Source organism: Shewanella sp. Isolate8 (genome assembly GCF_022398495.1).
Taxonomy (GTDB): Bacteria; Pseudomonadota; Gammaproteobacteria; order Enterobacterales; family Shewanellaceae; genus Shewanella; species Shewanella aquimarina.
This window is the reverse complement of sequence record NZ_JAKEVI010000001.1, coordinates 731,740-755,283: the sequence shown is the minus strand read 5'-3', so window position 1 is coordinate 755,283 and position 23,544 is coordinate 731,740. Positions and strand designations below refer to the sequence as shown.

Below are 23,544 nucleotides of genomic sequence, written 5' to 3'. Positions count from 1 at the left end.
GCATGACAGATAGCGAGCACGCTAACTTTCGGCTGATGAATCACAAGCAGCGTAAATTGGGAAAAGACAAGCAAGCATGAAACTCGACTGGCTAGATAACGACAGCCGTGCACAGGCATTTACCTTCTACAAGGCGTTCATGCCTCACGCCAGGATCGCCAAGAAAGAAGCCCTCTGCGTCGTCTACTTCGGTGAGCTGACCGAACAGGCAAGTAAAACGCAGACGATAGAGCATCAAACAAGGCAAGAGCGAAAGAGCCTACTTTTAGAAGACAGACAGATAGCCGCCGCGGCGCGCATTCGCCCAATAGGTCCCTATCACCTGCTGACAGGCCTGTTAGTTCATCCACATTTAAGGGGACAAGGCCTGGGTACAAGCCTGATGCAGGCGTTGGCACCGACACTTGGCGCGGCGCCCAGTTTCCTGTTTTGCGAAGCCGAACTCACTGCTTTCTACCACGGCCTGGGCTTCATGTTACCCAATAACCCTCCCAGCGAGCTGCTGCAGCTGCAAAGGCGCTACCAGACTCAAGGCAAACAGCTCGTTTTGATGCACTACCAGGAAGAATCGTCCACTTGAGTTTTTCTGCAATAACATTAAAGTAAAGCCACCATAACAATATCCAAACACCCTACAGAAGGTGGCGCTGTTGCATCAATCCTGTTTCGATAGACCCATTATTATCATCTCGGCGCCGCGATCCGGCAGCACCCTATTATTTGAACTCTTAAGCCATAGCGAATCTCTCTGGACCATAGGCGGTGAGAGCCATGCCGTCATAGAGAAACATAGACAGCTCAATATCACCGCCAAGGGTTTTGCCTCCAACGCACTGGACATTAGCGACTGGGGTGCCGACATCGACCAGCAGCTCAAGGCTGACTTTGAAGCGGCGCTACGAGACCACCAAGGAGCGCCCTATCAAGACAAACTCGGGCCGATCCGCTTTCTGGAGAAGACCCCCAAGAACAGCCTGCGTATCGATTTTCTCAATAAACTTTTTCCCGATGCGCACTTCATCTATCTGGTCAGGGATCCCAAGGAAAATATTGCCAGCATAATGCAGGCCTGGCGCAGCGGCCGTTTTCGCACCTACCCGGGGCTACCCGGCTGGGGCGGCGACTGGTCACTCTTGTTGCCGCCAGGCTGGCAGGCATTAAGAGGAAAACCCCTAGAGCAGGTCGCCTGTTTTCAATGGTGTCAGGCAAATGACCATATCATGGCCTCACTGGATAAACTGCCCCAGGATCGCTGGCACCTGGTGAGCTATCATGACTTGGTTGCCGATCCTAAGGGAACCACCCAGAAGATAGTCGACTTCTGCCAGCTCCCTCTGGATGCCTCGCTGGCAGAGCGATGCGATGGCAAACTGCCTCACTCCCGCTACACTGTCTCGGCTCCTAAGGCCGATAAATGGCTGGCCAACTATGCGGCCATAAACGCCATCTGGCCCCAAACACAAGCCTGTCTCGACAAAATAAATCAGAGGCTGATAGCTAGAGGCCTCTCCCCCTTTGCCACAGAATTACCCTCGCCACCTCTGAGTGCGGCAGATACTGAGCCCGATACCACACCGTCGTTGGAGTCAACAGCGAAGCAGGGGACACCAGGCGAGCGCGCGGCTCACGGGGCGAGCACACGCTTTTCCAATTCAGGCTTTTCAAATCCGGGCGCTTCTAATCCAGGCGCTTCCAGCACTAGCTACCCCAATACCGCCCGCAATGCCCCTTGCCCCTGTGGCTCTGGGCTGAGATACAAGGCCTGTCACGGCAAACTGCAATAGGGATAAAAGAGAGATTATGAAGTTAGCAAAAGAGTTCTACCGTCTGCCCCTAAGCTTTGATGTCGAGCGCCTGCAACAGGAGCTGTCGGCCTTCACCGAGGAAGACTGGCGCGCCCATCATGAAAGCTTTAAAGGCAATTCGGCCATCGCCCTCATCTCGGTCGGCGGCAGCTTTAACAACGAGTTTAAGGGCCCCATGAGTCCCACTCCGGCACTGCTGCAGAGCCCCTATCTTCAGCAGGTTATCGCCTCCTTCGGTGAGGTAATTGGCCGCTCTCGTTTGATGCGTCTGGCCCCCGGCTGCGAGGTGCCTTTGCACAGCGACATCAACTACCATTGGCACAACCGGGTGCGTATCCATATCCCCATCGTCACAGACGACGCGGTGCAGTTTCACTGCGACGATAAGCAGGTACACATGGGCGAGGGAGAATGCTGGATCTTCGACTCCTGGAAATACCACAAGGTGGTGAACAAGAGTGACAAGATGCGGGTTCATCTGGTTATCGACACCATGGGCTCGAGTCGTTTCTGGCAGATGATCGACGAAGCCTCGCTGCCCTACGGCCAGTTAGATGACCCAAGCTTTAAGTCCAAGCACCTGAGTTTCATCCCAGGTAGTCAGCCAGAGATCATCACAGAGAAGGTAAACTTTCCTCTGGTGATGCCCCCCAGCGAGGTGCGTCTGCTGACTCAAGAGCTAGGCTCGCAGATCCAAGCCACACCGAATAACACCCCCCAGGCAAGTGAGCGCTTTATCAAATTACTCAATGACTTTGCACTGGATTGGCAGGCTATCTGGTCACAGTTTGGCGATGATAAGGCCGGCTGGGATGCCTTCCATCGACTGCGGCAACAAACTTTGGCACAGGCTGCCCCGCTGGAGAATCAGGTAATGGTAGACAGCCAGACATCGGCGATGAAGGTGCTGGTTCACCTGATCATGGGCCCGGCCATGAGCCCGGAATTGGCCCAGGTAAACAATGCCGCGCCGCAAGGGGCTACGCAAAAGACTACGCAAAAGACTACGCAAAGGGCGTCGATACCGCCAAGCGCCGTTGCCACAAAAGTGAGCGAGGCGGAACCAGAACCATCGGGCGAAGCAAAAACAGGTTCACAGCTAGGTGCAGGACTGACTCGTAACAGCCCTTGCCCCTGCGGCTCAGGCAAAAAATATAAGCAGTGTCACGGCCAGCTTAACTAACACTATGGCCAATACTATCTCCAACAGCTAGGGCCAAAAGCTGAGGCCAATTACAGTCAGCAATCTGCTTCAGACAAAGAAAAGGGCGACACACTTGTGTCGCCCTTTTACCTAATCACCTTTTACTTAGCTACCTTTTACTTAGTCACCATTTATTTAGTCACCTTTTAGGTCAACAAGCTTGGCTAACACCCCATCAACTCAAGAAGGTCTTATGGGCCTTGTCGGCAATCTCGCTCAAGGTGCGATAGGCATTGGGAATAAAGGCCGCATAGGCTTCACTCTGGCCTATCGCCTTAGGGTTCATCGGTCTTCTCACCTGGCTGGCACTGGGGGTCAGCACGCTGCGCTTTGACTCATAAAACTTAAGACAGCCAGGCTCGAGTGCCAGGCCGACATAGTCCACCATGGCGGGGATCTCCTCGTCCGGCGCCTTCACCAGCTCTTCGAAACAAAGATGATATAGGCTATCACCATAGGCCGCTTGCCAGTGACTCATCAATTCCAGGTATAGCTGCCAGTAGTGGCAGATATCATCCAGATGGTAAGAGTAGTCGTGACCATGGCTAAAATGCTGCTTATAGACCCCCATGGCGTTGTCTCTGGCATCGCGGATCACGTTGATTATCTTGGCCTCGGGAAACAGCGTCTTGATAAGCCCGATATGGATGAAGTTATTGGGGTTCTTGTCAATCACTAAGCTTGGCACTAGGCTTGGCGACGCTTCACCCTGGGCCTTAAGATACTGGTTCACCTGCTCGATATACTGCTGACGCATCTGAGCTATCTGCTCGCTGGACAGCTGAGGTAACATGGCGCCATAGCCTCCCTTCATCTCCAGGCTCAGCGCCAGACGCTCCATGAAGGGCAGCTCATCGGTTGCCGCAACCTGACTGTGGCTTGCCAGGATCTGCTCACATAGTGTGGTGCCTGAGCGCGGCATGCCAACAATAAAGATAGGTGTCCAAGGCCCGCTAGTCTCTTCACCGCGCGGCTTCACCTCAGCCGACTTGAGGCTATCGACCAAGCGGGTAAAGGCCTCTCTCTTAAAGGGGCGTAGTGGACGCATCAGCTGGTTGGCCATTCGCACCGCATCGAAGGCTAACTCGCCCTGTTTGCGCTGTTCATAGACGCGATTAAGGGCGAAATGAAGCAGAGACTGGCTCGCCTGAGAGAACTCCTCAGAGGCGATATTGGCCTTGAGAGCAGTTTCATCTTGCTCGGTGAACCGATAGTTTTTCAGATCCGCCAGACTCCAGTAGGCGGTCGCCTGCTGACTGGGCGCCAAACGAATATAATCATGGTAGAAGGCTGCGGCCTTATCTGTGTCCCCCTTGGCCTTGTAGACATGCCCAAGGTTCAGGCTTGCCTGCGGCGCCTGTTCATCACCCGCTAACGCAGCAAGTAGCGCCGACTCGGCCGTCGTCATATCGCCGGTGCGACTGGCGTTTATCCCCAGACGCAGTTGCAGGCTTAAATCTTGCGGCGTCTCTTCAACCAAGTTTCTGAGTAAGTTGACGGCATCGAAGAAGGCCTCGCGGCGCTCATGCAGGGTCACCAGATTTAGGCGCAGTTCTTGATCTTGAAATCCAGCGGCTTGGGCCCTTAGATAGCAGCTCAAGGCTTCTTGATGCTCACCACTTCGAAAAGCGAGGTGACCCAATAGCGCCTGCGCCTCACCATTACTGGGTTCTCTGCGAATCACCTTACGGGCATAGATGCCGGCAGAGGAAAATTTTCCACTCTGATAAAAGGCTCTGGCTTCTTCTAAATAGCGCGCTTCTCGACTCAAGTCATACTCCTGTTGTTATCGTTATTATTTAAGTGACTGCGACTGTGATCTTGGTTTGCAGGCCTATTCTAAACATCGCGCCCCAACAAAAGCAACGAGGTGTTAACAAAGCCGTTTGTCTCAGCCTCTTCTCCTCTTTCCCCTTCCCCTCTTAGTGCCGCTAGGTTATGGTCATCTCATGACTCAGCAACTCGAAGTATCTGCGTGAAACGAATCGCCCTCTTTGTCGATGTCCAGAACATCTATTACACCTGCCGCCAGGCCTATGGTCGTCAGTTTAACTATCACGCGCTGTGGCAGAGGCTCAATGAGCAGGGAGAGATAGTGAAGGCGCTTGCCTATGCTATCGACCGGGGCGATGACGGTCAGATCAAGTTTCAGGATGCCCTCAAGCATATCGGCTTCGAGGTCAAGCTAAAGCCCTTTATTCAGCGCAGCGACGGTAGCGCCAAGGGAGACTGGGACGTTGGGATCACCATAGATATCATGGAGCTGGCCGCCGAGGTGGACGCAGTCATCTTACTCTCTGGGGATGGTGACTTCGCCATGCTGCTCGAGCATATCGCAAGCAAGCATACCGTAGAAACCCAGGTTTACGGCGTACCTGAACTCACCGCCAAGGCGTTGATGGACGCCGCCACAGAGTTTCACCCCATCGAAGGCGAGCTGCTGCGCTAATGCTCTAATGCGCTGACAGCTTGTAGAGCTGCTGGCAATAGGCCTTCGCCGAAGCCTCCCAGCTAAATCGCTTCTGACTGGCATTATCACAAACCTGCTGCCACTCCTCCTTACCTATGAGTGGCAGGGTCTGCGCTAGGGTCTGTAGCAAGGCGGCCGCCTGCTCCGCCAGGCTATCGCCATAGAAGACAAACCCGTCTTCCCCATGGCTTACCGTATCTTTCAGGCCTCCAACGCCATGCACCAGGCAGGGCTGACCGGCCCGCATCGCCAGCATCTGGCTGATGCCGCAGGGCTCGAAGGAGCTGGGCATGATAAACAGGTTACCGCACTCGTACAGGCTGTCTGACAGTGGCAAGTCGAAGCCATTGATAAACAGCAGGTTCTGATACCTGCCAGCAAGCTGTGCAAGCTGCGCCTCTATCGCCTGATCGCCGCTACCCAAGATAGCCATCAGGCCATTAGGCGCATGCTCAGCCAATGTCTTAAGCAGATGCTCCAAGGTGCTGACGCCCTGCTCGTCGCGATAGCAGAGGATCGCCATCTTCTGATCCGTCAATCGTCCCACAGAGGTCAATAGCAGCCTGGGGGCATCCTGAAACTCCGACTGACGCCTCAGCCGGGCAAGGGTCATCAGCGCCTGCTGATCGACGCTGCGCACCCAAGGCGTCTGACATAGCCAACCTTGTATCGCCCGCTCGGCGCTATCGATGAGCGGCAACAGCTTGTCGGTGTTGCCCCTGAGCAGCGCCTGACGTTTGTAGAGCTGACCCGAACGTTTCAACTTACTCGGATACTCGCAGCCGTTTAAGATGCCATGCAGCGCGCCCGCTTGCTGCTTCTGCTGAAGGTCCACCTCCAGCCCTTCGCCGCCAATAAACCCCTTTTCAGGCGATGAGGAACGCAGCACCTCCTGGGCATAGCTGGGGGACACCAGATGCACGCGATCGCTCAGCACTATGGCGGCGCGCAGTGGATTAAAACATTGGGGATACCTGGGGTCGATCACCTGATTGAGCGCGTCACTGCCAAGCGAGGCAAACAGACTCGGCAGCCAGGCCTGCAGTGAGGAGTGCTCCTGAGTTAAGGGCCGCGCCCCCTGAATCGCCAGATTGTGGATAGACAACACGCAGGGGATCGCCTGCAGCGCAGCATACTCGGGGGCAAAGGCGCGCAGCAGCGCCAGCACGCCGCAATGCCAGTCATGCAGATGCAGATGAGCCGGCCTTGGCATCAAGCCGGACAACACCGCCTTGGCGACACCGAGGCAGAACAGGGCGAACTTGTTGGCATCCTCGGCGAAAGGGCGATCGCTCGCCCCCGGGGTGTAGATCTTACCGTCCTGATCGAACAGCGGGTGATCCAACAAGAAGAGGTTTACCTCAGGCAGACTGGGATGCGATGCGCGGTAGAGGGTCAACCAGTGGGGCTGGCCATAGAAGTCGACCACCAGTTCGCCCAGGGGCTCGGCCCCCTGCTGACGATGCAGAAAACCATAGCTTGGCATGATCACATCGCTGCATACGCCCAGCGGATAGAGGGCGCCCGGCAGGTCACGGATCACATCGGCCATGCCGCCCACCTTGGCGCCCTTGAGCGCGCCGTTCTCGGCGGCGACCATCAACACGCGCTTCATGGCGCTCTCCTTCTGCGTCTTACTCATAACCCACCGGTAACCCCAACATGTCACGGGTCACCAGGGTGATCCCACCTTCCGAGACCCTAAAGCCCCGTGCCCTGTCGTGATCATGGTCGTGGCCAATTACCGTACCCTCGGGGATGATGCAGCCTCTGTCTAAGATGGCATTCTTAATCTGGCAGTGACGCAGCACCACCACATCGGGCAGTACCACAGAGTTTTCCACCGTGGAGTAGGAGCAGACCTGCACCTCGTTAAACAGCACGCTGCGTCTCACGGTGGAGCCAGAGATGATACAGCCACCGGAGACGATGGAGTCCACCGCCATGCCGCGGCGCTCGTCGTCATCGAAGACAAACTTGGCCGGCGGCAGCTGCTCCTGGAAGGTCCAGATGGGCCACTTGGCATCATAGAGATTCAGCGCCGGCGTGGGCGACAGCAGCTCCATGTTAGCCTGCCAGAAGGAGTCCAGGGTGCCCACGTCGCGCCAGTAGGCCTCCTCATCGGTGAAGCCACTTCTGAACGGGTGGGCGTAGACCTCGTGCCCCTCGATGATCGACGGGATGATATCCTTGCCAAAGTCGCGATCCGAGTTCTCGTTCATGGCATCTTTCTTGAGCTGTTCGAACAGGAACTCAGTGTTAAACACATAGTTACCCATGGAGGCCAGGCACATCTCGGGATTTTCCGGCAGATGCTTGGGCAGCTCAGGCTTCTCTTCGAAACCCAAGATCTTGTTGCGCTCGTCCACCTCGACCACCCCAAAGGCGCCTGCCGCCTCGGCCACCGGCACCTCGAGGCAGGAGACTGTCATGTCGGCGCCCGACTCGGCGTGGGCCGCCAGCAGGCCGGCATAGTCCATGCGATAGACGTGATCGCCAGAGAGGATCATCACATACTTGGGCAGCTCGTGGCGTATGATGTCGATATTCTGAAATACCGCATCGGCGGTGCCCTTATACCAGCTCTCGGAATAACGCTGAGAGGCGGGCAGGATCTCTACCGACTCCCCCAGCTCCTTCTTGAAGTGGCCCCAGCCGCGCATCACGTGGCGGATCAGCGAGTGCGACTTGTACTGGGTCACCACACCGATGCGGCGAATGCCCGAGTTGATGCAGTTCGACAGCGGGAAGTCTATGATGCGGAACTTGCCCCCAAAATAGAGCGATGGCTTGGCGCGCCAATCGGTCAATTCATGCAGACGTGAACCTCGCCCCCCGGCCAAGATTAATGCATAGGTTTCTCGGGTTAAATTACTGATATAACGTGGGCTAGGATTCATGTTAGGCATAGGTACTCACTCCTTGAGATAAAAAACACACCAGTTGCTTGGGCGCCGCGGCGACCCGACTTAGCTCGATTAACGTCATTAGGCTATCCCCCAGATCTCGTCTCGATATTGACCAATGGTGACATCGCTGGAGAAGCGACCACTGGCGGCGGTATTGCGTATGCTCATCTGTGTCCAATGGTGGGGATCCCGGTAGGCCTTGGTCGCCTGCACCTGGGCGAGTCGGTAAGACTCGAAATCGGCGGCGGTCATCCAGGGGTCCCGAGGACAACGTATGCTGTTGATGATGGGGTCGAAGATCCCCGGTTCCAGCAGGTTAAAGTGGCCGCTCTCCAGCAGGCTCATCACCTCGGTCAGCGCCTGGGACTTGGCGATAAAGTGCTGGGGATCGTAGTGAGGCCTTAGGGCCTCCACCTCGTCGGCCCTCAGGCCGAAGAGGAAGAAGTTATCCTCGCCCACCTCTTCGAGCATCTCGATGTTGGCGCCATCCAGGGTGCCTATGGTGAGGGCGCCGTTCATCATAAACTTCATGTTGCCCGTGCCCGAGGCCTCTTTGCCGGCGGTAGAGATCTGCTCGGAGAGATCCGTCGCCGGGCAGATACGTTCCATAGCGCTGACGTTGTAGTTGGGGTAGAAGGCGAAACGCAGATATGGCGTCACCAGAGGATCCGAGTTGACCATGTGGGCCACATTGTTAGCCAACTTAATCAGTAGCTTGGCCATGGCATAGCCAGGGGCCGCCTTGCCGCCGATCAGCACGCACCTTGGGGTGATATCCGTGAGTTTGCCCTGCTGGATCTGGTGATACAGGTGGATCACATGCAGGATATTGAGCAGCTGACGCTTATATTCGTGAATGCGTTTCACCTGCACATCGAACATCATCTTAGGATCGAAGCGAACATCGCACTCCTGCTCCACCAGCTTTGCCAGCTGTTGCTTGTTGCCATGTTTGACCTCCTGCCAGGCCTTTAGCAGCCCCTCGTCATCGGTGAAGGCGTTGAGGGCGCTGAGACGGCTAAGATCTTTCACCCAGCCTTCACCCAATCGCTTGCCCAGCAGCTCGGCCAGCGCGGGGTTACTCTGGGCCAGCCAGCGTCTCGGCGTCACACCGTTGGTCTTGTTGTTGAACTTCTCGGGCCAGAGGGCATAGAAGTCCTTAAACAGGCCAGAGGTCAGCAACTGAGTATGCAGCCCGGCGACCCCGTTGACCGAGAAGCTGGCGACGATCGCCAGGTAAGCCATGCGGATATGGGGCTCATCGCCCTCTTCGATGATCGACATGGCTCGCAGCTTGTCGCCATCCCCCGGCCAATGGTGAGCCACCATGTCCAGGTAGCGGGCGTTGATCTCATAGATGATATCCAGCAACCTGGGCAGCATATGAGCAAACATGCGCACCGGCCAGCGCTCCAGCGCCTCGGGCAGCAGGGTGTGGTTGGTGTAGGCCATTGTCTGGCTGGTGATATCCCAGGCTTGATCCCAGGACAGACCATACTTGTCCATCAAGAGGCGCATCAACTCGGGGATCGCCACGCTGGGGTGAGTGTCGTTAAGCTGCATCACATGCTGGCGGGCAAAATCCCTAAAGTCGAGGCCGCGCTGGCTCACCCAGGTATTGAGCAGATCCTGCAGGCTGGCAGAAGAAAGAAAGTATTGCTGGCGCAGTCTTAACTCCTTACCGTTCTCGCTGGCATCGTTGGGATAGAGCACCATGGTGATCTGCTCCGCCAGGTTCTTACGGGCCACTGCCTCCGTGTAATCCCCCTGGTTAAACTCCTCGAGATCGAAATCGTCGGTGGCCTCAGACTTCCACAGTCTGAGGGTGTTTATCCGCTCGTTCCGATAGCCGGGCACAGGGATGTCATAGGCCACCGCCAGCACATCCTGAGTCTCCACCCAGGTGTATTGGCGCTTACCGTCTCGGTCGATATAGGACTCGGTATGACCGAAGAAAGGCACAGTCACGTTATGGCTTGGCCCCCTCACCTCCCAGGGGTTGCCATCCCTGAGCCAGCGGTCGGGGCGCTCCACCTGATAGCCGTCGCACAGCTTCTGGGCGAACATGCCGTACTCATACCTTATGCCGTAGCCGGTGACATTGAGATCCAGGCTGGCGCAGCTGTCGAGGAAGCAAGCCGCCAGGCGTCCCAGGCCGCCGTTGCCCAGCCCGGCGTCATGCTCCTGGGCCTCCAGGGTCTCAAGCGCCACCGCATAATCTTTCAATACTTGGGCACTCTCGTCGTTCATATCCAGATTCAGCAGCGCATTGCCAAGGGCCCGCCCCATGAGGAACTCCAGCGACAGATAGGCGACCTTCTTGTTGCCCGTGTCGCGATCCAGCTGGCGGGTGGCGCGCCACTTGGGCAGCATCTGATCTTTCACGCTCATGGCGAAGGCGTAAAATAGCGCCTGCTCGTCACGCTCCTTGGGGGTCAGGCTCTTGTCGATATGACGCTCGAAACAGGCCCCCAGGGTCTCACAGGGATCGCAGATAAGGCTGTCGGCCTTGGCTTCGACCTTTACCACAGGCTTGCTGCTAGTCTTACTCGTTTTAGTGGACTTCACCGGCTTAGCTGTCGAACTCATCTAGACTCTCCTTTGGCTGAAGGCTTTTCACCTGCAGAGGGCTCTTCTTGCGCTGAGGTAAATTGGGCGTAATAGATCATCAGGCTACGGTCCTGCAGCACCAGGCTGGCGCCCTGTAGCAGGGCCTGATAGCTGGCGGACTCGCCATACTGGGGACTGTCCTGGGTACTGAGCAGACACTGCCACTGCACTATCCCCTCGAGGCTCGGCAGGGTGAACTGTTGGGCTCTATTGTCGGCGTTAAACATCAGCAGCAGCGCCTGACGACAACCGGCCTGGGCCTCCAACTCGCCGCTGATCACTAGGCTCAGGGTGCGGGTCTGCGCCTCGCCCCAGTGGGCCTTGGTCATGGGCTCACCCTGTCGACAGAACCAGTCGAGGCCTGGGGAGGCCTGGTTGGCACTCTCGTGGATATAGTCTCTGTGGCACAGCATGGGGAAACGGCGGCGCAGCTTGATGAGGTTAGCGGTGAAACTCAGTAGTTCGTCGCTGTCGATATCCTTGCGCCAATCGAGCCAGCTGGCGGGGTTGTCCTGGCAATAGGCGTTGTTGTTGCCCAGCTGGCTATGACCCACCTCATCGCCGGCCAGCAGCATGGGCACCCCCTGAGACATAAACAGTGTGGTGAGCATGTTGCGGCACTGGCGGGCACGCAGTGCACTGAGCGCCAGCTCGTCGCTTTGGCCCTCGTGGCCATAGTTGTCGCTGTAGTTCTCATTGTGGCCGTCGCGATTCTGCTCGCCGTTAGCCTGATTGTGCTTGTGGCGATAGCTCACCAGATCCATCAGGGTAAAGCCGTCATGGCTGGTGATGAAGTTGATACTGGCGGCGGGTTTACGCCCGGCGTGTTCGAACAGATCGCTGGAGCCATGAAAACGGGTGGCAAACTCGGGCAACATGCCGGCATCGCCGCGCCAGAAACGGCGAACCGTACCGCGATACCTGTCGTTCCACTCGCTCCAGCTTATGGGAAACTGCCCCAGCTGATAACCACCAGGGCCTATGTCCCAAGGCTCGGCGATGAGACGCACCCGGCTGAGCACAGGATCTTGGCTGATGGCATCGAAGAAGCCGGAGCCCACATCGAAGCCATGATCCTCACGCCCCAGGGTGCTGGCCAGATCGAACCTGAAGCCATCGACCCCCATCACCTCGACCCAGTAGCGCAGCGAGTCCATCACCAGCTGCAACACCCTGGGGTGGGACAGGTTGAGGGTGTTGCCACAGCCAGTGTCATTGATGTAGTAGCGCGGCTCGCTGGGGTGCAAACGGTAGTAACTGAGGTTATCTATCCCCTTAAAGCTGTAGGTAGGCCCGAGACGATTGCCCTCGGCGCTATGGTTGTATACCACATCCAGGATCACCTCTATGCCGGCGCCGTGTAGGGCGCTGACCATGTCGCGAAACTCCTCTATCGCTCCATCGCAATTTGAGTCGCTTATTGACTCGCATAGGTAGGCCTGATGGGGCGCGAAATAGCCTATGGTGTTGTAGCCCCAGTAGTTGGTCAGCCCCTTCTGTTGCAGGAAGGCCTCGGTAACAAACTGCTGCACGGGCAGAAGCTCGACGGCGGTGACCCCAAGGCTTTTAAGGTGCTGCAGGCTAGCAGGGTCGCCGAGGCCGGCGAAGCGTCCACGACGCTCACTGACCACCTCGGGATTTTGCTGGCTAAAACCCTTCACATGCAGCTCGTAGATCACACTGCGGCGCAGGGACAGCGGGCTGTCACTCTGATCGAAGGGATTCACCAGGGGCGTTATGGGCCTAAGGTTTTCGAGATCCACCACCACACACTTGGGCATCCGCTCGGCGTTATCCAGCTCGCAAAAACTTAAGTCTTCCTGCTCGTGACCAAACTGATAGCCGTAGTGGGATTTATGATCTTTAATCGCGCCGCTCAGGCGCCTGGCGTAAGGGTCGAGCAACAGCTTGTTGATGTTAAATCTGTGGCCAATCAAGGGCTGATAGGGGCCATCGACCCGATAGCCGTAGCGGCAACCCGCCTTGAGGCCAGACACATGGCCGTGCCAGATCTGCTGAGACTGACGCTCGAGGCGCAGCCTGGCTACTTCCCTATCCTCCTCGTCAAACAGACAGAGGTAGACGGCACTAGCGTGGGCGGAAAACAGCGCGAAGTTCACCCCCTCGCTATCTAAGGTTGCTCCCAAGGGATAAGGCTTGCCGTGGGTCAGTCGCATGACACACTCTCGTCCAGTTCCAGCACCAGACAGGCCAGCGGCGGCACGCTGATGCTGGCACTCTGAGCCTGGCCCTGATAGGCCTCTGGCTCGGTGTGGATAACCCCCTGATTGCCCACATCGCTGCCGCCATAGTAGTGGCTGTCGCTGTTGAGGCGTTCATGGTAGCGGCCGGGCTGCGGCAGGCCGATGCGAAACTCACGGTAGACCTCTGGGGTCATGTTAACGATAAAGATCAGCTGCTTGTCGCCGCTCTGACGGATAAAGCTCAGTACCCCGGCGCTGGCGTTGTCGCAATCGAGCCAGTTAAATCCCTCGCCATGATGGTCGTCACCATAGAGGGCCACACTCTGACGATAAAGGCTGTTGAGATCTTTCACCCAGCGCTGCATCCCTTGGTGGGGCTCGAACGCCAACAGATGCCAGTCCAGGCTATGCTGATGATCCCACTCGTCACGCTGGGCAAAATCCGCCCCCATGAAGAGCAGCTTCTTACCTGGGTGGCCCCACATGAGGCCCAAATAGGCCCGCAGGGTCGCAAACTTCTGCCAGTCGTCGCCGGGGATCTTATGCAGCAAAGACCCCTTGCCGTGCACCACCTCGTCGTGGCTCAGCGACAGGATGAACTGCTCGGTGAAGCAGTACATCAGGCTGAAGGTCAGCTCGTTGTGATGATGGCTGCGATGGATGGGGTCGCGGCCGATATAGCTCAGGCTGTCGTTCATCCAGCCCATGTTCCACTTAAAACCGAAGCCCAGGCCGCCCTCATCGACCCGCTTGGTGACGCCGGGCCAGGCGGTGGATTCTTCGGCGATCATCATGATGCCGGGAAAGCCTTGGTAGAGACGCGTGTTGAGGTCCTGCAAGAAGGCGATGGCATCCAGATTCTCGCGCCCGCCATGGGCGTTAGGCAGCCACTGATGGGGCTCGCGGCTGTAGTCGAGATAGAGCATGGAGGAGACGGCGTCCAGGCGCAGGCCATCTAAATGAAACTCCTGCAACCAGTAGTGAGCGTTACTGAGCAGATAGCTCTGCACCTCGCCGCGACCATAGTTATAGATAAGGGTATCCCAATCTGGATGCTCTCCCTGACGGGGATCTTCATGTTCATAGAGGCAGGAGCCGTCGAAGCGGGTCAGCCCATGGGGATCCTTGGGGAAATGCGCCGCGACCCAGTCGAGGATCACCCCTATGCCCGCCTGATGACAGGCATCGACGAAGGCTTTGAGTTCGTGAGGCTGGCCGAATCTGTGGGTCGGCGCATAGAGTCCCACGGGTTGATAGCCCCAGGAGCCGTCGAAGGGATATTCACACAGGGGCATCAGTTGCAGATGGGTGTAGCCCATCTCGACCACATAGGGGATCAGCTGATCGATAAGCTGACTATAGCTGAGATACTGCTCGCCGTTTTCCCCCTGGCGACGCCAGGATCCAAGATGCACCTCATAGATGGAGATGGGCTGATCGTGCCAGCTCTGCTTGGCCCGTTTCGCCAGCCAGCGCTTATCCTGCCAGGCATAGTCGAGTTGGGGCGGCACGATTGAGGCGTTACCCGGGGCGCCCTGCATGGCGCGGCCGAAGGGATCGGCCTTGAGCAGTCGCTCTCCCTCCTGGGTGACAATCTCATATTTATAGTGGGTCAGCGCCTTCATCGAGGGGATGAAGATCTCCCATACGCCGTTGGCCGGATGGTGGCGCATCACTTGACGTCTGCCGTCCCAGTCGATGGCATCGTGCACCAAGGAGACCCGCTTGGCATTGGGCGCCCAGACACAAAACTGCACGCCGCTCACCCCATCGACCTCACGCCAGTTGGCGCCCATAAAACGATAGGCCTGCTCCTGACGTCCCTCGCTGAAGAGGTACAGCGCCTCATCACTCAGCAGGCTGGCATATTGGTAAGGGTCGTTTATCTCCTCGACGCTGAAGGGATAATGCACCCGCAGGCGATACTCGAATGGGTTGATGCGCCGCCCGGCGAGCCCGGCGAAGATCCCCTCATCATGGCACTTCTCCAGCTCGGCCACCTTGCGACCATCTTGGGCGGCAATCAGCTCGACGCGCTCGGCCCCAGGCAGAAAACAGCGCACCACCAGACGTTTGACCAGGTTCACAGCCTTGGCATCCTTGATGCCTTTGCCTGATTTGGTCGCGGCGGCAACCTCAATGGCATGCATACCGAGCAAGGCGAAGATATCCACGTAGTCGGCAGCCAGCAGGGCTTCAATTTCACTTGGCGCTATCAGTGGTGTCTGCGCAGGTGTCTGCACTGGTATCTGCTTAGTCATCTGGTTATCCCTTTGTTTGTCTGTTTCATAGGAGTGTCATAGCTGTGTCATCGGCAGAAAACAGGCTGACGATGGCGATCGTCGGCCCGGCAATATTGGTCGCTGGCCTCGGCCGAGCTGCGCCCCTCGACGATACGGCGTAGCAGGCGTTTGATCGAGGGCGACTGTCTCAGGCTGGTCAGGCTATAGGGCAGTCGTCGCTGCCAGTTGGCGTATTCCTGCCAGGTACCCGGGATATTGACCCCGTGTCGCTCGCAGCAGAGATCCGCCAGCTGCACACTAAAAAGGCGTGAATTGGAGCGCGCCGCCACCGCCACCCAGCCACTGAGCAGCTGCAGATAGTCGTCTTCCAGCGAGCCCGCTTCACCGTTGTCTTCGAGCCAGGCCAGCAGCTGCTGGCGCTCGCCGTCGCGCCGCTCCAGGGCTTGCTCTAGCGCCTGGTCATTTTCGAGAAGTTCCAGTTGACGCTTAAGATGCAGGTCACTCTGAGACCACCAGGCCAGTAGCGTAGGCACGTCATGGTTGGCCAGCATCATCAGGCTGTCGGCCCTGTGATCTTGTGGCGACTTAAAGGATTCGCCCTGCTTGCAGAAATAGAAGAGTTCGTTGGCATAGATGCCACCGTCGCTGAGTTTGGCGCGTACCTCGTCCGGCACTATGCCGAGATCTTCTCCAATCACCACACAGTTACCGCGCATACTCTCCAGGCGCACGATCGCCAGCAGGGTATCTATGGGGTAGTAGACATAGGCACCGGGCGCATTTTCGGGTTCACTCGGCCACCACCATAGACGTAGCAACGCCATCACATGGTCGAGTCTCAGCGCACCGTAGTTACGCATGTTACTGCGAATGAGGCCGATAAAATGGCTAAATCCAGACTGAGCCATGGCGATGGGATCCGGTGGCGTCAGGCCCCAGTTTTGCCCCTTTGGCGCAAAGTCATCTGGCGGCGCACCTATGCTGGCATTCTGGCAGTAGCTGCCTTGATTTTGGTGGACTTCGGCGCCATCGCCGCGCACGCCCACCGCCATGTCGCCGATAAGGCCTATGCTCATACCCGCCGCCAGCGCCTGATGCTGACAATCGAGCAGCTGCTCATGGGCGACAAACTGCAGGTACTGATGCAACAGGGGATCGGCGGCCAGCGCTTCTCCCTGGGCCGCAGCCTTATTGGCCTCGAACTGACAAAAACGGCTCAGCGCCTCACCTTCCTGGGCAACAAACTTCAAAAATGCCTGCTCCCGCGCCCCGCCGCTGCCCAGCACATCACGGCTAAACACCTGATAAAGGGCGGTAAAGAGACGATACTTAAGCCGGGTCAACTTGGGATAATCCAGCCAGTTGTCGCGGTTGAGACGCTCACGATCCAGGGCAAGAGTTTGCAGCAGCGGCACTATCTCATTGGCCTCGGGCACAGACTCGATATGAATATAGAGAGGATTGAGCCTGCGTCTGTCGCTCGGACTGTAGGGGCTGATATAGGCCTCTTCCAGATTGAAGGAGTCCCCCAGAGCATGAAGCGGATTGAGCTGAATAAAGTCGCAGCCATAGCCACCCAGCCAAGCGATCAAAGCCCCCAGATCGCCAAAGTCCCCTATGCCCCACTGACTGTCGCTGCGCAGACTATAGAGGGCGATGCTCACTCCCCAGGGTTTATCCGTCTCCCGCAGCTGCTTGGCCTTGGGCGGTGCCAGTAGCCAGATCCCCTGATGCCCCTCGGCTTGCCAGTCGATGACCTTGGCTTGCGTGTTTGTGTTGGTGTTAGTGTTGGCCTCGCCCGTGCTTTTGCTAAAGCCAACCCACAACTTGTGATAGCCCATGGGCAAAGATTGCCCCTGTGCCAGGTAAGACGCGACCGATACCCGGTAACGGTAATAGAGATGCGGCTCGTCATAGTAATCGCCGACCCGCTCCAGCGCCGAGAAGGGGATAGTCATCTCGAGTTGAGTACCGCCTTCGGTGACGATACGCACCCTAAGATCGCGCTGCATCTCACTGGGCAGAGACAATATAAAGCTTGGGGCCGTCAGACAGGCAAATTGAAACGCCGCGAGCGGTCTTTGCCAGGGCGCGGCGTCGAGGTCGAAGTTCCGCTCTGCTACCGCCCCACCGTTGGCGGCAACAAAAGCATCTGGGCTGAGATCATCCAGGTTAAATTCAGGCTGGGTACAATTAGCCAGCAGGCAAGCCAGTATGCCGAGACGCTCGGCCTGACTATGGTGTACCATGCGGCCCGAGTAGTCGCTATAGCTGGCACCTACGCCCTGCAAATAGAGTAACTTTTCTAAGCCCTTCTCTAAGTCCATCGCCCTGTCCCTGCCAGTCAGTCAAACAGCCCTAATTCCTTGAGCAGTAAACATGCCAAGCACAGGTAACAGCTTGACGACAGATTTATGTCAATCAGATGAACTCTATTTATCTATAATAATTAGCAACTTAAGACTTTACGATTAAGGCCTGGCCAGGGAGCAAGCCAGACCGAGCGGCCGCTGTAGAGATTTGGCGTCGCACAAATATTGTGCAACCGACCTAAAGCGATGCACAAAAATCAAACAGATGATGATCGGGTGGTTTGGCTTATCTGAGTGAGTTTCAGATGATGAAAGTCGCCGTGATAGATTTTCGAAATTGAAAATCAGTCAAATTTCGTATTTGTCATAAATTTACAAATTTAGTCGTATTGATCTAAGTTTTTGCCATGCTTTCGACTGGATAGATGCTATTTATGAGGCAGATCACACCTTTGCGATAACCGCATTGGTACTTTAGTTACCAGAAAAGATAACAACTTTTAACTTTAAGCATAAAAAAGGTGATTTTATGGCTGCTAAATTTTTTATCCCATCAGTCAACGTATTAGGACAAAATGCTGTTGACGACGCAATTGGTGATATTAAAACCTTAGGCTTTCAGCGTGCGCTGATCGTCACCGACAAGCCACTGGTCGAGATTGGTCTGGTTGGTCAGATCGTCGAGAAGTTTGGCGCGGCGGGCATCACATCGACCGTGTTTGACGGCGTGCAACCCAACCCAACAGTGGGTAACGTGGAAGCGGGCCTCGAACTGCTCAAGGCGAACAACTGTGACTTCGTGGTATCACTGGGTGGCGGCTCGCCACACGACTGCGCCAAGGGTATCGCCCTGGTTGCCACTAACGGCGGCAGCATCAAGGACTATGAAGGTCTGGATATGTCGGCGAAGCCACAGCTTCCATTAGTCGCCATCAACACCACTGCCGGTACCGCCAGTGAGATGACCCGCTTCTGCATCATCACAGACGAGGCTCGCCACATCAAGATGGCGATCGTGGACAAGCACACGACCCCGATCCTGTCGGTTAACGACCCAGAGCTGATGCTACTCAAGCCTGCCGGCCTGACTGCGGCAACCGGTATGGACGCACTAACACACGCGGTCGAGGCCTATGTTTCTATCGCGGCTAACCCTATTACCGATGCCTGTGCCATCAAGGCAATCGAGCTTATCAAAGGTAATCTGGTAGAAGCGGTTGAGAACGGTCAGAGCCTTGAGGCACGCGACCAGATGGCTTACGCCCAGTTCCTGGCGGGTATGGCCTTCAACAACGCAAGCCTAGGTTATGTTCACGCCATGGCGCACCAGCTAGGCGGTTTCTACGACCTGCCACACGGCGTCTGTAACGCCCTGCTGCTGCCACACGTTCAGGCCTACAACGCACAGGTTGCCGCACCGCGTCTAAAGGATGTTGCCAAGGCGATGGGTGTCGATGTCAGCGCAATGACAGATGAGCAAGGTGCAAACGCCGCCATCGAAGCAATCAAGGCGCTGTCTGTTGCGGTGAAGATCCCTGAAAACCTTACCACACTGGGCGTTAAGGCAGAAGATATCCCAACGCTTGCCGACAACGCATTGAAAGATGCCTGTGGCCTGACTAACCCTAAACAGGCGACGCACGAAGAGATCTGTCAGATCTTCACCAATGCGCTATAGACTCGCCGCATAAGTTTCGAATTTCTCCCTGCAAGTAGAAATTCCCAAAGGCCCACCTCAGGTGGGCCTTTTGCTACCCGGTCTCTAAAAACTATCGGCAGAGGGAGCAGAAACAAACAGAATCACTCTGTTATCCGCTAAAGCCACGGCCATTCGAAGTTTTTATCATAAAAAGCCAGCACTAATAGCTAAATACTCTTTTCATGTCACACTTTTGGACTAGTCCCTTCGGATACATGTGTTATAAAATAGTGTCAGCTCGCTTTTTCCCTGCAAAGATTCAGCTAGCTAAAAGGCTCGTCGGCAACTATTGCCGGCGAGCCTTTTTCTTCTCCCTGATATCTCACGCTATCACTCTGCCACAACAAATGCCAAAGAGAGACCGAAGTACCCGAGAGGCAGTTTTTTTATTTCCATAAGCCCATGAAAACACGGCCGTATAAATTTAGCGCAACTGATTTCCTCCGTGATGGCGAAAATAAACCCTAGGTAAATGGCTAAAGTGTGTTATCTTATCCGGGCTCTGTTGTTCAGGGTTATTAGTTTAAAGCATTAAGTAAAAGTCAAAACCTTAGTCAAATCTTCACCATTTTTGTCCTCAGTTTTCCCTTAGCTTCATCGTAATACTCAATAATTCAACGGCTCGGCATACCGCAACATCGCGGATTTTTTATACGAATTGAATAAGGGACAAATATGTCTAATACAACTGGTACCGTTAAGTGGTTTAACGAAGATAAAGGTTTTGGTTTCATCGAGCAGGCAAATGGCGGCGCTGATGTGTTCGTGCATTTCCGCGCTATCGTATCTGACGGATACAAGACGCTAGCCGAAGGCCAAAAGGTCACCTTCGATGTTGAGCAAGGTCAAAAAGGCTTGCAAGCTGCGAACGTAGTTCCGGCTTAATCGAACGGTTCGATAAAAAAAGGCGACTTCAAGTCGCCTTTTTTGTGCCCAGATTTTAAGCTTTAGCTCAAGTTTTAACTATTGGCTCGTCGCGCCTTCACCCTTCATGCGCTCACGCAGCTTCTGCATGATGACGTAAAACACAGGCACTAAAAGGGTACCAACCAAAGTCGCCGCCATCATGCCACCGAAGACGGAGTAGCCCAGGGCGCGGCGGCTTCCCGCGCCGGCACCCGTTGCGATAACCAGCGGCAAGACCCCCAGCAAGAAGGAGAAGGCGGTCATCAGCACGGCGCGAAAACGCAGGCGCGCGGCGGTTTCAGCAGCCTCCAGTATACTCTTGCCCTCCTCCCTGAGCTGCTTGGCAAACTCGACGATCAGGATGGCGTTCTTACAGGCCAAACCGATCAGCAGCACCAGGCCTATCTGGGCATAGAGATTCAGCTCGCTCCCCACCAATAGTATGTTGAGGAAGGCCCCCAGGATGGCGATGGGCACGGCCAACATCACCGCAAAGGGAATGCTCCAACTCTCATACTGGGCTACCAGGAATAGATAGGTAAAGATCAATGCCAGACCGAAAATTAACGGCGCTAAGTTACCCGCCTTGATCTCTTGGTAAGTCTGCCCCGTCCACTCAAACTTATAGCCGGCTGGCAATGTCTCATCCGCCGCCCGCTCCATGGCGGCGATGGCATCGCCCGAGCTAAAGCCTGGCGCCGGGAAGCCATTAATGGTGGTCGAGCTGAACATGTTATAGCTGTTCATCACATCCGGCCCCAGAATCGGCGTCACCTTAACCAGGGTGCTCAGGGGCACCATATCGCCACTGGCGGAGCGCACATAGAAGCTGGCGATATCCTTGTCGGAGTTACGAAACTCCCCTTCGGCCTGGAGTATTACCCTAAACACCTTACCGAAGCGGTTGAAATCGTTGACATACATGGAGCCAAGCATGGTCTGCATGGTGGAGAAGATCTCGTTTAGCGAGATCCCCAGGGCCTTGGCCTTGTCTCTGTCCACATCCACATACATCTGCGGCACATCGGCACGGAAATTACTAAATGCCATGGCGATTTCCGTCTGTTCGTTGGCCTTCATGATCAAGGCGCGCATCACAGAGGCGAGCTCCTGGGGCGAACGCCCCTGGGTGTCTTGCAGCACAAACTCGAAACCGCCGACGCTGCCCACGCCAGGAATAGGCGGCAGGGAGAAGGCCATCGCCTTCACCGACGGATTGGCGGCATACTTGGCCTGCAACTTGGCGACGATAGCCGCCTCCACCATGTCGGGTGAGTCGCGCTCATCCCAGGTCGACAGGGTCACGATCATCAGACCACCATTGGAGGAGACTGAGCCGGTCAGAATACTGAAGCCGCTGGCATGGATGACGTTCTCGACCCCTGGCTCTTCCAGGGTGAGCTTAACCAGATCCCGCATCACCTCTTCGGTACGGTTGAGCGAGGCACCATCGGGCAGCTGTATATCCACCATGAAGGCCTTCTTATCCTCCATGGGCACGAAGCCAGACGGCAGTATCTTGGCAATGCCGCCAGTGGCACCGATAAGACAGGCATAGGCTATGCCCACCAGCACCAGCTTACGCACCAGGGAGGAGACCAGCTTCATGTAACGACCGGTAAAACGCTCGAAATAGGTGTTAAACAGATAATGGAAGCCCTTGGTGTGCTGCTTCGGCGGCTTCAACAAGGAGGCGCACAGCGCCGGGCTCAGGGTCAAGGCATTAACCGAGGAGATAAGCACAGAGATACAGATGGTCACAGAGAACTGGGCATACATCTGCCCCGTGATCCCCGGCATCACCGCCGTGGGCGCGAACACAGCCAGCAGCACCAGGGTGGTGGCGATAACGGGCCCAGTCACCTCTTTCATCGCCTTGGAGGTCGCCTCTGTAGGCGACAAGCCTTCGTCTTCCATCAGGCGGGTGACATTCTCCACCACCACGATGGCGTCATCCACCACGATGCCGATAGCCAGAATCAGGGCGAACAGGGAAACGGTATTGATGCTCATGCCAAACAGCAGCAAGAAGGCAAAGGTACCTATCAGGGAGACGGGAATCGCGATCCCCGGCACTAAGGTCGAGCGCGCATCCTGCAGGAAGATATAGACCACAAACACCACCAGGGCGATGGAGATAAACAGGGTCTGTACCACCTCGGTGATCGAGGTCTCGACAAATTCAGTGGTATCATAGAGCACCTTATATTCGAGATCGTCCGGGAAACGGCTGACGAGGTTTTCCATCTCTGCCTTGACCGCCTTGGCGACCTCCAACGCATTGGCGTCCGGCGCCTGATAGATGGAGATGATTGCTGAGGGTTTGTTGTTCAACTTACCCTGGGCATCATAGGTCTGGGAGCCCAGCTCGACCCTGGCGACATCCGAGACGATCACCTTAGAGCCATCGGGATTGGCGCGGATCATCACCCGGCCAAACTCCTCGGGATCCTTCAGACGCCCCTTGGTCTGCAGGGTGTATTGAAACTGCTGATCCGGCTGCACCGGCGCCGCGCCGATACGTCCGGCGGCCACCTGAATATTCTGCTCTCTCAAGGCGGCAATAACATCGTTGGCCGTCACACCAAAGCTGGCCATCTGGTTGGGATCGAGCCAGATACGTATGGCGTAGTCCAGTGCCCCAATTACCTGCACCTTAGAGACTCCATTCTGCCGCGCCAGGGCATCTTTCACATTCAGGCCGGCATAGTTGGTAATAAACAGGGAATCGAAGGTCTCATTGGGGGAAACCAGGTTAACCACCATGAGAATGTTAGGGCTCTGCTTCTCGACCTTGACCCCCTGGCGTTTAACCTCCTCGGGCAGTCTGGGCATCGCCTGCTGCACCCGGTTTTGCACCTTCACCTGAGCCATGTCGGCGTCTGTGCCCACATCGAAGGTGACATTGAGGGAGTAGCTACCGTCGTTGGCGCTCTTGGACTGCATGTAGAGCATCCCCTCGACGCCATTGACCTCCGCCTCTATGGGCTGGGCTATGGTGTCCTTGACGATATCGGCACTGGCCCCCGAGTAGCTGGTGCTGACGCTCACCTGAGGCGGTGCAATCTCGGGAAACTCGGCCACCGACAAGATAGGGATGGAGATCAAGCCCACCAGGGTCAGTACGGTCGAGATGACGAAGGCAAATTTCGGCCTATGAATAAAAAATTCACTGATCATAA

14 protein-coding genes are annotated in these 23,544 nt (G+C 56.2%); 6 read left to right on the top strand and 8 right to left on the bottom strand.

Annotated elements, in window-relative coordinates; translation table 11 throughout:
* The first annotated feature begins 76 nt into the window (after positions 1 to 76).
* The 3 genes from L1D43_RS03255 (at position 77) to L1D43_RS03245 (ending at position 2,988) form a co-directional block, all read left to right on the top strand.
* Positions 77 to 580, top strand: a complete 504-nt coding sequence (locus L1D43_RS03255; RefSeq protein ID WP_239849935.1) for a GNAT family N-acetyltransferase — start codon at positions 77 to 79, stop codon at positions 578 to 580.
* A gap of 70 nt (positions 581 to 650) precedes the next feature.
* Positions 651 to 1,784, top strand: a complete 1,134-nt coding sequence (locus L1D43_RS03250; protein ID WP_239849934.1) for a sulfotransferase — start codon at positions 651 to 653, stop codon at positions 1,782 to 1,784.
* Between the two features lie 16 nt (positions 1,785 to 1,800).
* Positions 1,801 to 2,988 (top strand): aspartyl/asparaginyl beta-hydroxylase domain-containing protein, encoded by a 1,188-nt coding sequence (locus L1D43_RS03245; protein ID WP_239849933.1) that lies wholly within the window; start codon positions 1,801 to 1,803, stop codon positions 2,986 to 2,988.
* A gap of 196 nt (positions 2,989 to 3,184) precedes the next feature.
* On the opposite strand, the gene L1D43_RS03240 is transcribed toward L1D43_RS03245, so the two are convergent.
* A complete protein-coding gene (locus tag L1D43_RS03240) occupies positions 3,185 to 4,780 on the bottom strand; it encodes a sulfotransferase (protein WP_239849932.1) in 1,596 nt (531 codons plus the stop codon).
* A 204-nt stretch (positions 4,781 to 4,984) separates the two neighbouring features.
* On the opposite strand from L1D43_RS03240, the gene L1D43_RS03235 reads away from it, so the two are divergent.
* Entirely contained in the window at positions 4,985 to 5,458 is a 474-nt protein-coding gene (locus L1D43_RS03235; RefSeq protein WP_239849931.1) for an NYN domain-containing protein, read from the top strand.
* A 4-nt stretch (positions 5,459 to 5,462) separates the two neighbouring features.
* On the opposite strand, the gene L1D43_RS03230 is transcribed toward L1D43_RS03235, so the two are convergent.
* From L1D43_RS03230 to malQ, 6 genes are all read right to left on the bottom strand, one after another.
* The gene (locus L1D43_RS03230; protein ID WP_239849930.1) at positions 5,463 to 7,121 is read right to left on the bottom strand and encodes a glycogen/starch synthase; all 1,659 of its coding nucleotides are present in this window, start codon (positions 7,119 to 7,121) and stop codon (positions 5,463 to 5,465) included.
* Positions 7,114 to 8,388: a glucose-1-phosphate adenylyltransferase gene (gene glgC / locus L1D43_RS03225; protein WP_220044626.1), complete on the bottom strand. Its 1,275-nt coding sequence runs from the start codon at positions 8,386 to 8,388 to the stop codon at positions 7,114 to 7,116. The genes L1D43_RS03230 and glgC overlap by 8 nt, the downstream gene beginning before the upstream one ends.
* 78 nt (positions 8,389 to 8,466) lie before the next feature.
* Positions 8,467 to 10,977: a glycogen/starch/alpha-glucan phosphorylase gene (locus L1D43_RS03220; protein ID WP_239849929.1), complete on the bottom strand. Its 2,511-nt coding sequence runs from the start codon at positions 10,975 to 10,977 to the stop codon at positions 8,467 to 8,469.
* Positions 10,974 to 13,175 carry a glycogen debranching protein GlgX gene (glgX, locus tag L1D43_RS03215; protein WP_239849928.1) on the bottom strand — a complete coding sequence of 734 codons (2,202 nt, stop codon included), beginning with the start codon at positions 13,173 to 13,175 and terminating at the stop codon, positions 10,974 to 10,976. Before glgX ends, L1D43_RS03220 begins: the two co-directional genes overlap by 4 nt.
* Complete coding sequence (gene glgB, locus L1D43_RS03210) at positions 13,166 to 15,463, bottom strand: 1,4-alpha-glucan branching protein GlgB (RefSeq protein ID WP_239849927.1); 2,298 nt, start codon at positions 15,461 to 15,463, stop codon at positions 13,166 to 13,168. The genes glgX and glgB overlap by 10 nt, the downstream gene beginning before the upstream one ends.
* Positions 15,464 to 15,510: 47 nt before the next feature.
* On the bottom strand, positions 15,511 to 17,772 hold the full coding sequence (gene malQ, locus L1D43_RS03205) for a 4-alpha-glucanotransferase (protein WP_239849926.1): 2,262 nt from the start codon (positions 17,770 to 17,772) through the stop codon (positions 15,511 to 15,513).
* 514 nt (positions 17,773 to 18,286) lie between these two features.
* On the opposite strand from malQ, the gene yiaY reads away from it, so the two are divergent.
* Complete coding sequence (yiaY, locus tag L1D43_RS03200) at positions 18,287 to 19,435, top strand: L-threonine dehydrogenase (protein WP_160794213.1); 1,149 nt, start codon at positions 18,287 to 18,289, stop codon at positions 19,433 to 19,435.
* A gap of 696 nt (positions 19,436 to 20,131) precedes the next feature.
* Complete coding sequence (locus tag L1D43_RS03195) at positions 20,132 to 20,341, top strand: cold-shock protein (RefSeq protein WP_144203266.1); 210 nt, start codon at positions 20,132 to 20,134, stop codon at positions 20,339 to 20,341.
* A 78-nt stretch (positions 20,342 to 20,419) separates the two neighbouring features.
* On the opposite strand, the gene L1D43_RS03190 is transcribed toward L1D43_RS03195, so the two are convergent.
* A complete protein-coding gene (locus tag L1D43_RS03190) occupies positions 20,420 to 23,542 on the bottom strand; it encodes a multidrug efflux RND transporter permease subunit (RefSeq protein WP_239849925.1) in 3,123 nt (1,040 codons plus the stop codon).
* Positions 23,543 to 23,544: the final 2 nt, after the last annotated feature.